We start from the raw sequence: 11,851 nt of genomic DNA on the forward strand, positions 1-11,851 counted from the left end.
AACAATCGATGGACCAGGAACATGGGCAACGAGGTCCCGCCCCAACGGCCGTTGCATTCGATGAAGACGAGCCGGCTGTCCTCGAGGGTACTGCCCGTCAGCACGAGATCGAGCGAGCATCGGCCGACGTAGCCGAGCCGCTGAAACAGGCTCGCTAGCAACAATCCGTCTCTTTCGATGCCGTGACGTACCGGCGCGGGAAGGCTCGCCGGCTGCGCACCGATGAACTCGAAGGCCGGGCCTTCGAGAAGCTGTTCGAATACCCCGTCGACGCGAGGGGGTTGGTGGCGCTCGGGCGGGATCCACGTCTGGACCGACGGCGTCGAGAGCACGTCCCTCGCCCAGCCGCTGACTTGGAGCTTCTCACCGGAGCGCCAATCGATTCCCCGCAGAACCGGCTTGAGGCGTCGGCGAATTTCCGTCAGCGTCGCCCGGCGCAGGGAGCCGGCGTCGAGCACGACGTTTCCCGCTCCACCTGCCGCGTCGGGAAGCTTGAGGGCGATCCGCTCGCAGTTTCCGGAAAGCTCCTTCACGTATCGGGCGACGAGTGCCATGCTCGTTGCCGCGTAGCTCCGGGGAAGGGCATCCTTTCCGAACAGTGCCGCCACGATCTCGGCGAACTTGGTCTTGTCGTTCACGAGACGGCTTACTTCGGGTGGCGCGGCGAGGACCGCGAGCCGTTTGCGGGTGGCGCGCTCGAGCAACAGCGCAAAGTGCCACACGGCGGCACTACCCATCAGCGGGTGGATGATGCGGACGCCATCGCTCTTGACGGCCCGAATCAAACGCCGTCGCGCCGCTCGGGCGGTCCAGCAATGACTGGCGAGGTTGCGTCGATGGCGAAGCGCATCCGGAGCCACCCACTCGACGTTACCGAGACCGAGCATCTCGCAACAGTACTCTTCGTAGCCGTCCACGGGAGGCGCGTTGCATGCGACGATGTCGCCGGTCTGCGCACGGATTCGCGCCCGATCCTGGATGTAGCTCGTGTCATGGCGCGGGGCCACCACCGTGATATCGCTTTGGTCGTCGAGGTGGAGGGTCGGCGCGCGGGCCGACGTCGTGGCAACGAGATGCGCGAGCTCCGGGCTAAGGGAGAGGAGCCCGGGACGCTCCCGGCCAAGCGCCTCTGCCAACCGCTCGATGCGCTCGAGCTCCTGGGCCGTGGGGACAGGCGAGTCGACTCCTTTCGGGAATGTGAAGTCCCCCCGTGTTTGTGACGGTCCGAGATCGCACGATTTGTCCATCCCATTGACCAGGTAAGCAAGTCCGATACCGCATTTGATCTCCGACAGTGTGCACCGCTCTTGGCAGGGATGAGTGATTTGCTCCACCTCGATGGGTTACCCGCCGCATGCAAGCCAGCGAGGTGAGTTCGAATCACGTCGAATCCGAGCTAGCGGCGGCGCGGTTCGCGAGTGGCGTGACCGCCGCCGTCCGTGCTAGACAGACGCCATGATGAGCTCATGGATTCGTGAAGTATCAGGGATGGTCACGGTTACGCTCACGCTCGTTGCCTGCGCACCGACGGCACAGCAGAAAGCGACCAAGGAAGAGAACCCTCCTCCGGCCTCGGAGACGGATTATGCCCCCGAGGGCCTTCTCGCCAGGAGCCTGCCGGAGATCGCGGAAGCCCTGCGCGCCGGCGAGACGACCTCGGAGGCGCTCGTCACCGCCTACATCGCGCGGATCGAGCGCATCGACTGGGCGGGACCCAGCCTGAGAAGCGTCCTCGCCCTGAATCCCGGCGCGCTCGCCGACGCTCGCGCGGCGGACGCGAAACGCGCGGCGGGTGAGGAGCTCGGGCCGCTCCATGGCGTACCGATATTATTGAAGGACAACATCGAATCGGCCGACGCAGTCGCCACGACCGCCGGAGCGCTCGCGTTGAAGGACAACGTCACCGAGCGCGACTCGCCGCTCGCTCGCGGCCTGCGAGAGGCGGGTGCCGTCATTCTCGGCAAAGCCAACCTCTCGCAGTGGGCGAACTACCGCTCCAACCACTCCATCAGCGGCTGGACGGCGCTCGGCGGGCAGGTGCGCAATCCGCACATGCTCGACCGAAGCCCGTGCGGGTCCAGCTCGGGCTCGGGCGCGGCGGTCGCTGCCTCGCTCGCAGCCGGCGCGGTGGGGACGGAGACGAACGGCTCCATCATCTGTCCGTCGCAAGCCAACGGGATCGTCGGCTTCAAGCCCTCCGTCGGGCTGGTGTCGCAGCAGTACATCGTGCCGATCTCCTCTTCGCAGGACACCGCAGGGCCGATGACCAAGACCGTGCGCGGTGCTGCAATGATGCTCAACGCCATGGCGACGGGACCGGCGAAGACCGACTTTGTCGCCGCTCTCGATGAAAACGCACTCGACGGGGCACGCGTCGGCGTGTTGCGATTCTCCCAGGGCTCGAACCCCGACATCATCGGGCACTTCGATAAGGTGCTCGAGGCCTTGAAGACGGCCGGTGCGACCTTGGTCGAGATCGAGGAGTTCGAGCGCGGCGACGAGAATTTCCAGGAGCACTCGAGCAACGTCTTGAAATACGAATTCAAGGCAGGGATCAACGACTATCTTGCCGATGCTGCGGAGCCCGTTCCCGTGCGTACGCTCGAGGAGCTCATTGCCTTCAATGAGGAACATGCCGACGTCGAGCTCGCTTTGTTCGATCAGAGCATTTTCGAGGAGTCGGCGGCCAAAGGCGGCCTCGACGATGCGGAATACATCGAATCGCGCGACAGCGTTCAGGCGGCCACCCGCGAGAAAGGTATCGACGCCCTGTTGGCGGCGCATGACCTCGACGTTCTCGTCTCCCCCTCGGGCCCGGTGGCCTCACGCATCGATCCCGTCAACGGCGACGTGTGGCCCGATTGGGCCGGAGCGGGATGGATGGCGGCGATTGCCGGCTACCCGCACGCCTCGGTCCCCATGGGGACCGTTCACGGCGTTCCGGTAGGCGTTTCCTTCATCGGCACCAGGGACGCCGACGCCTCCGTGCTCTCCTATGCCTACGCCTACGAACAGCGCACCAACCATCGCCCCGAGCCGCAGTATCTCCCGAGTGCCGAAGCGCGACCCGAGATCGCGACGGCGATGGAGGGGACGCTGCGAGAATAGCGACGCCGGCAATGTCGGGGGGAACCGCGCTCGTCGCCGAGCCGCTCGCCGTGCTCGTCGTCATCGCCCTCGTCGTGGTCGTTTCGCTGAAGCTCGAAGCGCACGTGTCGTTCTTCCGCTCGATGGGCGCGGCCCTCGTCGCTCTCGTTCTGGGGATGGTGCTATCGAATGCAGGGGTCGTTCCGGGAGAGTCGAGCGTCTACGGCTTTCTTCAGGGAACCGGTGTGAGTCTCGGGATCGTGCTCATCCTGACTGCCGTCGACGTACGCTCGATCGTGGACGCTGGACCCAAGATGCTGGCCGCCTTCGGCCTTGGTGCCTTCGGCTCCGCCGTCGGTGCAATGGTCGCCGGGTTTTTTCTCCGCGGGCCGATCGGCGACGAGACCTGGAAGCTCGCGGGACAGTTCACGGGTACTTATGTGGGCGGAGGCGTGAACTTCGCCGCGCTCGCCCAGGCGTTCGACACGTCGAGCGATCTCTTCACCGCAGCCATCGCCGCGGACGTCATCCTCACGGCGTTCTGGATGGCGGCCTGTCTCGCCGTTCCGGTGATCCTGGGAAGGCGCAAGCCGCAAGGGCTCCGATTCGACTCCGGTGATGACGACGCGGGCCCTGAGGGGCCCATGACCCTCGAGCGCTCGCTCTATTCGAGCGGAGTGCCCGTCGGTGTTGCCGACGCCGCGTCCCTGATCGTGGTCGCGCTCGGCGCCCTCCTCGGCGCGCGTCTGCTCGCCAGTCAGATCCCCGTCGTCCCCGAGGTGCTGTGGCTTACGACGCTCGCTCTGGCTTCGGCTCAGATTCCGGCGGTCAAGCGCTTGGCGGGAGCGGCCATGATCGGCAACTATCTCGTGCTTTTGTTCCTCGCGAGCAACGGGGCGCAGTCGGTCGTTCAGAATATCGTTCGGGTGGGACCGGCGGTCTTCTATTTTGCCTGTATCACCGTGGGGGTCCACGGCATCATCCTCTTCGGTTCTGGCAGACTCTTGAAGCTCGACCCCGGGACCCTTGCGGTGGCCTCCCAGGCGAACATCGGAGGTGCCGCTTCGGCGATGGCGATGGCGAGCGCCCGCGGGTATACGGATCGCTTGCTTCCTGGAGTCGCCGTCGGACTTCTCGGCTACGCCTTAGGGAACTACCTCGGCGTGTTCGTGGCCGCAGTGATGCGTTCCGCGCTGTGACGATGCTCGAGGCGAGGAGCTATTCCCGACGAGTTAGTAGTCCACGCTCAAGCGGAAGCGCACCTCGTCCGCGTCGGCGCGCGCAAGGAGGCTCTCGAGAGAGCGTAGCCCGGCAAGAAGCGAGGCGACGTCGGGGACGTCCTCGGGGTTCTCCTCGAGATGGGCGAGGATCTGTCTCACGACCTCGAGGCCATTCGCGGCGGAGAACCAACGGCCCGACTGGCTTCCCACGGTGGGCGCGTCGAACTTCATGTCCTCCGCGAGCGCTTCGGCCTCGACGCGACTGAAGGCCACGAACTCGCCGAGTCCCGGCAGATCGTACTCGTGGGCGATCGCGTCGATGGTGTGTCTCGCCGAGCCGAGCTGCCTTCCGTCGAAAGCGCGGGGATCGATACCGGTGATCTCTCGCTCGAACGCGATGGCGAGCCCGATGTTGCGGCCCAAGAGCACCTCCTAGTCGCCGGTACTATAGCGCGGGCGCCCGGTAATCTAACGCCACGCCCCGAAGATCGCCCCCATGGCGATGAGCCCCAAGACGTCGTCCTTCTTCATATGAATCATCCGTGGAAAATCGTGGGCGTGACCGCACGGGCTCGCTGTCGAGCGTTACCAGCCCTTTTGTCGTAAACTACCGAATCGATCGAGACTCTAATAATGTGAACGCGGATTTCGGCTTACGACCGGGACAAAAGGTTCCGGTTCGTTCTGCCGTTCCCAACGAGGAATTCAATGAGAAGAATCAAATCCCTGGCGCTTTCATCGCTCGCGTCGGTCCTGTTCTCTTACTGCGGCGCTTCTGAGGAGCAGGCCTCGCTGGAGCTCGCGCAGCAGGAGGCCCCGGCTCCGGCAGATCAAGAGGAAATCCCGCCGCCTCCGGAGCCCGAACCGCTCCCACCCGGACTTGCTCCCATCGCGGAGCCCTGGACGGGAGACCTCCCCGGCATGGCCGAACGCCGCGTCGTCCGTTTTCTCGTCGTTCAGAGCCCGGTTCTCTACTTTGTGGACAAGGGCCGCGAGCTCGGTTTGACCTACGAGTCCATCAAAGCCTTCGAGGAGCACCTCAACGAGTCTCTCGGCTCGGGCCACGTAAAGGTGCACGCAGTGCCCGTGCCCGTCTCCCGGGGCGAGCTGATTCCGAAGCTTCTTTCCGGAGAGGGGGACATCGCCGCCGCGACGCTCACCGTCACGCCCGACCGGCTCCAGCAAGTGGATTTCTCGGATCCGCTCGCGCGCGACATCGCCGAGGTCGTCGTTAGTGGCGCGGGCAGCGCCCCCGTGTCCAGCCTGGACGAGTTGTCAGGGAAGGAGGTTCACGTTCGCCTCTCGAGCAGCTACGCCGAGCATCTTGAGCCGCTGAACGATCGCCTCGTCTCCGAGGGCAAGGCCCCCATCGAGATCGTTCCCGCGGACGAGATTCTCGAGGACGGCGACCTCATCGAGATGGTTGCCGCGGGGCTGATCCCCGCTACTGTCGCCGACAGCTTCATCGCCGAGCTCTGGAAGGAAGTTTTCCCCGGCATCGTGCTCCACGCCGACGCGCCGGTTTCGACGGGTGGCGACATCGCCTGGGCGTTTCGAAAAGACAGCCCCGAGCTTGCCAAGATGGTCAACACGTTCGTGAAGAGCCAGAAGCAGGGGACATTGATGGGGAACATGCTCATCAAGAAGTACCTGAAGACCACGAAATGGTTGAAGAACGCCCGGAGTGAGGAGGACATCGCCCGCTTCCGTTCCATGGTGGCTCTCTTCCAGAAATACGCCGCCCAGTACGACTTCGATTGGCTCCTGATGGTGGCACAGGGATATCAGGAATCCGGCCTCGACCAGTCGAAGCGGAGCCATGTGGGCGCGATTGGCGTCATGCAGGTCATGCCCGCGACGGCGCGTGACCAGGCCGTCGACATCCCGGATATCGAGAACCTAGAGAGCAACATCCATGCGGGTATCAAGTACAACCGGTGGGTGGCCGACAACTTCTTCGGCGACGAGTCGATCCGCAAGCTTGACAGGGCCCTGTTTTCCTTCGCTTCGTACAACGCCGGGCCGGGCCGTGTCCGGAGCCTGAGACGCGAAGCCGAAGAACAAGGACTCGATCCGAATCGCTGGTTCAACAACGTCGAGCTCATCGCCGCGAAGCGCATTGGACGGGAGACGGTGCAGTATGTGAGCAATATCTACAAGTATTACATCGCCTATCAGCTCATCCTGAGACAGGAGGAGCGGCGCGAGAAGGCCCGGGTGTCGGGGGGGCCGTAACGCCCTTCCGATCCCGGTGGCGAAGGGAGGGACGAGAATGAAGAGAAAGATACTGATCGGCCTCGGGGTGCTGCTGATGATTGCAGTTTTCCTCTCGACCCGTGATTGGGACGCGCCCGAGCTCGGCCGCAAGATCCTCGCCAAAGCCGGAGAAGCGACGGGCGCGACCATCACCGCGAGCGGTTTTCGCTTCAACTTGTTTCGAGGGGTCATTCTCGAGAACGTCGAAGCTTCTTCGGCGAGGGAGGGGCGGGAGATGAGCGCCACCCTCGACCGCCTCGTCCTCGAGCACCGCGTGGGGCCGCTTCTGTCCGGCACGGTCGCGATCAACCAGGTGGTCCTCGAGCAGCCAAAGATCGAGATCGTGGAATGGGACGTACCGGGCGAGAGCCCACCCCCGGAGGAGAGCTCCAAATCACCTGCCTCCGAGGGGACGCAAACGGGATCGGGCATGGACGAGGGCGGACTGGCGCTCGACGTGAAAGAGGTTCGTCTGGAGGACGGTGTGTTCGTGCTCCGACGCCGCGACGCGGAGGGCTTGACGCGTGTCGAAGGACTCGACTTGCGCATTCGGAACTTCAGCTACCAGCCGGGACCGGGCTTCTTGGCGAGCCTTGCCGCCGAAGGAGACCTCGGGATCGGAAAGGTGATGCTCAATCACTTCGAGCTGCGAGAGATCGCTAGCGTCTTTCGTCTCGCGCGGGCGCGCTTCGAGATGCCCGAGCTTTCGCTCACTACCGACTACGGCGACTTCGCGACGGATGCCGAGATCGACTTCAATCCCACGCCCTACGCCTATCGCTTTTCCGCGCGGGGGCCGTCCATCGACGTCAATCGGTGCGTCGGGGCGAGCTCCGGCTTCGGCCCCGCCAGCGTCGAGCTCGACATCGCGGGCGAGGGGCCGGACCCGAAGGCCGTCGTCGCCGACGGCGTGGCGAGCCTGAGCGCGGGGACCTTTCCTGACGCGTCGGTCTTTCGCCAGATCGATGAGGCGCTCGGGAAGGACGTCGTGGTGGGCTCTCCCTACAAGGCGACTCAGGCGAGCTTTCGGCTCGAGAACGGTGTCGTCTCCCTCGCACCGTTCCAGTTCGAGGCGGAGCGGCTTCTCATGGCGGTTCAGGGAACGGCGAGCCTCGACGGTCCCATCGACTTCGACCTCTCCGTGGCAACGGATCGCGAGGGCATCCAGATCGATGGAGTGGGAGGGAACGTCCTCGACGTTCTGAGCGACGACAACGGCTGGGTGCCGATTCCCATTCACATCTCCGGCACGACGGAAGATCCGAGAGTTCGGCCCGACGGGGGCGCGCTGGTCGCCCAGGCCGGGAGCGGTCTCAAGCGAGAAGCCAAGGAGGCGGCCACCGACGCGGCGAAGCGCGCGATCCGCGGGCTCATTCCCAAGCAAGAACAGTAATCGATGCTCGCTCCGAGCGCAGTGTTTGATTGACGTCGACGCCCGCGGCACGGGCCGGAGGCGAGCCCTTGCTGATAGGATGGTTTCCCATGGCTCCCGAGACCCATCGGCTCGTCGTGCCTCGCAGCGCCCGCTTTTTCACCCTCGGGAACCTCGAGAGGGACCTCGAGAACGTGTGGATGCTGTGTCACGGCTACAGTCAGCTGGCATCCGAGCTCCTCGAAAAGGCCGAGGCCCTCTCCAGCGAGATGACTCTTCTCGTGGCGCCCGAAGCGCTCTCGCGTTTCTACCACGAGGACCACCAGAAGGTGGGCGCCTCCTGGATGACGCGCGAGGATCGGCTGGCGGAGATCGAAGACTACGTCCGCTATCTCGACCTTGTGCACGATCACCTGTTCGCGATCGTGTCCCGAGAAACGGTGCGGCTACGCCTGCTCGGCTTCTCGCAGGGGGCCGCCACGGCGGCACGTTGGGCGGTCGGCGGACGGGCGAAGATCGATGAGCTCGTTCTCTGGGGCTCGTCGCTTCCGCCGGAGATCGAGGACGAGAGCTCGATCGCGCGCCTGCGCGAGATGCAGCTCACCGTTGTCTCCGGCACCAGGGATCCGTTTCTCGACGACTCCGAGCGGGAAGTTCAGCGCGCGCGACTCGTACGGAACGGGCTCACGTTCGAAGAGCTCCGGTTCGAAGGCGGGCACCGGCTCGACGATGACACGTTGCGGCGCCTCGCGAACCGCTCTCGCTAGCGTAGGGCTGGTAGACGAGCTCATCGTTGTTTCCTCGGAAACGACCGTAGAATAGACCTTATGTTCTGGATCGCGCTCGTGCTGGCAGGGTTTGTCGCTTGGGGGTTATTCCTCTTCAATCGCCTCGTTCAGCTGCGGAATCGCGCCGCGGGCTCCTGGGCGGACATCGACGTACAGCTCAAACGGCGCCACGATCTCGTCGGAAACCTCGTCGAGGCAGTGAAAGGCTACGCGCACCACGAGCGTCAGGTCCTGGAAAAGGTCGCGGCGGCACGCTCGAGTGCCGAAGGCGCCCGCAGCCGAGGCCAGCCGGGCTCCGCGGGAGTGGCAGAGGCTCAGCTATCCGGAGAGATGGGAAAGCTCTTCGCGCTCGTCGAGGCCTACCCCGATCTCAAGGCTAGCGAACGGTTCGGGGACCTGCAGCTCTCGCTCACTCGAGTCGAGAATGACTTGCAGAACGCCCGTCGCTATTACAACGCGATCGTTCGGGATCTGAACACGCGCATCGAGTCCATTCCCGATGTCGTCGTCGCTCGCCTCCTGGGATATCGCCCGCGGGAGTTCTTTTCCCTCGAGGACCGTGCCCAGGCGGCCTCACCGAGGGTGGAGCTGGAAACATGAGATCGAAGTTGTCGCCGTTGTCGCTATTGGCGTGTCTCTTGTCGACTTCCACGATGGCGGCCGATCGCGGTGGCTACCGCATTGCGAGCTTCGACGTGGAGCTCACCGTTGAGGAGAGCGCCGAGGTCCTGGTAAGCGAGCGGCTAGTCGTGGATTTCTCCGAGCCGAGGCACGGAATCTATCGCACCATCCCCGTGAGCTACACCGATCCGCGAGGCTATCTCTACTCATTGGGCTTCAGGCTCATCGACGTGGTCGACGAGAACGGCAGGGCGCACCAGACGCAGATGACGCGAGAGGGAAGCTACGTGAAGATCCGGATCGGCAATCCGGATCGAACCGTTCACGGGCGCGTCGTTTACACTCTTCGATATCGGGTTCGCGACGCGGTAACTCATTTCGCCGAGCATGACGAGCTCTACTGGAACGCGACCGGAAACGAGTGGCAGGCCGAAATCGATGCGGCGACGGCGAGCGTGCGGCTGCCGGGTCCGGTGGCGCGCGACTCACTCGAGGCCGTCGCCTACACGGGTTTCTTCGGGAGCCGCGAGCAGGAAGCGACCGTGGATTTTCCTGGCGAATCGGTCATCACCTATAAGACGTCGCGGGCTCTCGAACCGCTGCAGGGCATGACCATCGTCGCTGCTTGGCCTCATGGCCTCGTCAGCTTCCCCGGCCCGGCCCGGCGGGCCGCGCGGTTTCTCGCCGACAACTGGGTCGCGCTGTTTCCCCTCCTAGCGCTCGGGTTTCTCTCGCATCGCTACTGGACGAGGGGGAGGGATCCGCTCGGGCCGCTCTCGGTCATGGTGCGCTACGAGCCACCGCCCGATTTGATGCCGGGCGAGATCGGGGCTCTCGTGGACGAGCGGGTGGACTTGCGTGATCTGACGGCAACGGTCGTCGATCTGGCAATCAAAGGCTATCTGCGGATCCGGGTGGACCAGCAAGACCGTCTCTTCGGCCTCATGAAGAAGGAGGAGACTTGGTTCGAGCGGTCGGATCGCTCCTGGAACGATCTGCGCGAGTACGAGCGCAAGGTCCTCGCGGGCCTCTTCGCGAGCGGCGACGTCGTGTCGACCGAGCAGCTGGAGGAGAAGTTCTACAAGCGAATCCCCGGAATCGGGGACTCTCTTTGGGAGGACCTCTCGGCGCGGCGGTACGTAGAAGGCGAGCCGCACAAGGTCCGTCGGCTCTGGAAGATTCTCGGCATCGTGGCCGGTGGGCTGACCGTTGCCATCGGCTACGGCTGGGCGTCGCTTCGGGGGGCGGTCTTGCCTCACGCGATGGGTCTGCCGATCGTGTCCGGCGCCGCCGTAGCGCTCCTGTTTCTGGCCTTCTCGAGAGGGATGCCGCGTCGCACGCGCAAGGGCGTGGAGCTTCGAGCCTGGGCGCTCGGGTTCGAAGAGTTCGTCGATCGGGTCGAGCGCGACAATCTCGAGGCAGCCCTCCGGAAGAACGTTTTCGAAGCCCTCCTGCCCTACGCGATGGCGCTCGGGGTCGCGGCCGCATGGGCGAGGAAGTTCGAAGGAATCTATACGGCGGCTCCGCCGGTGTGGTTTCACGGTCGAGGTCCCTCCACGTCCGGATTCTCGACTCCGAGCTTCGAACGGACCTTGAGCACCGCCATGTCCCGTGCCGGTACGGGCATGACCACGGCACCCCGCTCGTCGGGCTCGAGCGGCTCGGGTGGGGGAGGCTTCTCCGGCGGAGGGGGCGGCGGCGGCGGAGGCGGTTCGTGGTGATAGGCTAGGTACCGGTGCAACCAGAACATCCAACCGACTCGGCGGAGGTGAGTTCATGATCGTCGCTTGCCTGATGAGCCTCCTATCGCTCGGCCTGCTGGCCCCCGGCCAGGAGACGTTCGATCCGTTTGACCCCACCGATGACGATTCTCAGACGGGAATCGCCGTCGGTGAAAAGATTCCCGATATCACTGCCGTCGACCAGTCTGGCAAGACCTGGACGTTCGACGACCTCAAGGGGCCGAACGGAGCGGTGCTCCTGTTCCACCGATCCGCGGACTGGTGACCGTATTGCAAGACCCAGCTCGTGGAGCTGGAACGTTCGCTCGAGCGATTCGAGTCGCAAGGACTCGGCGTCGCGGCCATCAGCTATGATTCTCCGGAAATCCTCGCGCACTTCTCCGCTCGCATGGGAGGCTTCCACTTTCCGTTGCTGGCCGATCCGCAGTCCACGATCATCAAAGCCTTCGGAGTCCTGAACCGAAACGTCGAAGAGGGGCATCCCTTCTTCGGCATGGCGCGTCCCGTCACGTTCGTGGTCGACGCCGACGGCATGGTGACGTCCAAGTTCTTCGAGCCCGGACATCGGCAGAGGATGACGGCGGACAGTATTCTGGTCCGTGAGTTCGGTGTCGGCGGAGGCAAGAGAACGGAGATCCAGGGGAAGCACATGAAGCTCGTCACCTATCCCGCTCAGGACGTCGTCCGGCGGGGCAATCGTGTGACCCTGGTCATGGAGGTCGAGCTTCCCGAGAAGATGCATCTCTATGCTCCGGGGGTCGAGGG

General features: G+C 64.4%; 11 protein-coding genes. 9 read left to right on the top strand and 2 right to left on the bottom strand.

Annotated features, from left to right (window positions below; translation table 11 throughout):
* Window positions 1–1,247: hypothetical protein (locus VEK15_31925; protein ID HXV65347.1), on the bottom strand; the 1,247-nt coding region annotated here is incomplete at its 3' end.
* 208 nt (window positions 1,248–1,455) lie between these two features.
* On the opposite strand from VEK15_31925, the gene VEK15_31930 reads away from it, so the two are divergent.
* Window positions 1,456–3,108 (top strand): amidase, encoded by a 1,653-nt coding sequence (locus tag VEK15_31930; GenBank protein ID HXV65348.1) that lies wholly within the window; start codon window positions 1,456–1,458, stop codon window positions 3,106–3,108.
* Between the two features lie 11 nt (window positions 3,109–3,119).
* Window positions 3,120–4,286, top strand: coding sequence for a DUF819 family protein (locus VEK15_31935; protein ID HXV65349.1), 1,167 nt, complete (start codon window positions 3,120–3,122; stop codon window positions 4,284–4,286).
* Window positions 4,287–4,319: 33 nt separating this feature from the next.
* On the opposite strand, the gene VEK15_31940 is transcribed toward VEK15_31935, so the two are convergent.
* Window positions 4,320–4,730, bottom strand: coding sequence for a hypothetical protein (locus tag VEK15_31940; GenBank protein HXV65350.1), 411 nt, complete (start codon window positions 4,728–4,730; stop codon window positions 4,320–4,322).
* 285 nt (window positions 4,731–5,015) lie between these two features.
* Here VEK15_31940 and VEK15_31945 point away from each other — a divergent pair, with 285 nt between their 5' ends.
* The 7 genes from VEK15_31945 to VEK15_31975 form a co-directional block, all read left to right on the top strand.
* Window positions 5,016–6,542, top strand: coding sequence for a transporter substrate-binding domain-containing protein (locus tag VEK15_31945; protein HXV65351.1), 1,527 nt, complete (start codon window positions 5,016–5,018; stop codon window positions 6,540–6,542).
* Between the two features lie 37 nt (window positions 6,543–6,579).
* On the top strand, window positions 6,580–7,956 hold the full coding sequence (locus VEK15_31950) for a hypothetical protein (GenBank protein ID HXV65352.1): 1,377 nt from the start codon (window positions 6,580–6,582) through the stop codon (window positions 7,954–7,956).
* Window positions 7,957–8,045: 89 nt separating this feature from the next.
* The gene (locus VEK15_31955; protein HXV65353.1) at window positions 8,046–8,702 is read left to right on the top strand and encodes a hypothetical protein; all 657 of its coding nucleotides are present in this window, start codon (window positions 8,046–8,048) and stop codon (window positions 8,700–8,702) included.
* 60 nt (window positions 8,703–8,762) lie between these two features.
* On the top strand, window positions 8,763–9,323 hold the full coding sequence (locus VEK15_31960) for a LemA family protein (GenBank protein HXV65354.1): 561 nt from the start codon (window positions 8,763–8,765) through the stop codon (window positions 9,321–9,323).
* On the top strand, window positions 9,320–11,065 hold the full coding sequence (locus VEK15_31965; GenBank protein ID HXV65355.1) for a DUF2207 domain-containing protein: 1,746 nt from the start codon (window positions 9,320–9,322) through the stop codon (window positions 11,063–11,065). The genes VEK15_31960 and VEK15_31965 overlap by 4 nt, the downstream gene beginning before the upstream one ends.
* Before the next feature lie 55 nt (window positions 11,066–11,120).
* Entirely contained in the window at window positions 11,121–11,351 is a 231-nt protein-coding gene (locus tag VEK15_31970) for a hypothetical protein (protein ID HXV65356.1), read from the top strand.
* A gap of 21 nt (window positions 11,352–11,372) precedes the next feature.
* A partial coding sequence (locus tag VEK15_31975; protein HXV65357.1) for a redoxin domain-containing protein occupies window positions 11,373–11,851 on the top strand: 479 nt, incomplete at its 3' end.

This window comes from Vicinamibacteria bacterium (assembly GCA_035620555.1).
Lineage (GTDB): Bacteria > Acidobacteriota > Vicinamibacteria > Marinacidobacterales > SMYC01 > DASPGQ01.

Coding starts and splice junctions, on each gene's coding strand:
- VEK15_31930 (HXV65348.1), top strand. CDS start 1,456: ATGATGAGCTCATGGATTCGTGAAGTATCAGGGATGGTCACGGTTACG.
- VEK15_31935 (HXV65349.1), top strand. CDS start 3,120: ATGTCGGGGGGAACCGCGCTCGTCGCCGAGCCGCTCGCCGTGCTCGTC.
- VEK15_31945 (HXV65351.1), top strand. CDS start 5,016: ATGAGAAGAATCAAATCCCTGGCGCTTTCATCGCTCGCGTCGGTCCTG.
- VEK15_31950 (HXV65352.1), top strand. CDS start 6,580: ATGAAGAGAAAGATACTGATCGGCCTCGGGGTGCTGCTGATGATTGCA.
- VEK15_31955 (HXV65353.1), top strand. CDS start 8,046: ATGGCTCCCGAGACCCATCGGCTCGTCGTGCCTCGCAGCGCCCGCTTT.
- VEK15_31960 (HXV65354.1), top strand. CDS start 8,763: ATGTTCTGGATCGCGCTCGTGCTGGCAGGGTTTGTCGCTTGGGGGTTA.
- VEK15_31965 (HXV65355.1), top strand. CDS start 9,320: ATGAGATCGAAGTTGTCGCCGTTGTCGCTATTGGCGTGTCTCTTGTCG.
- VEK15_31970 (HXV65356.1), top strand. CDS start 11,121: ATGATCGTCGCTTGCCTGATGAGCCTCCTATCGCTCGGCCTGCTGGCC.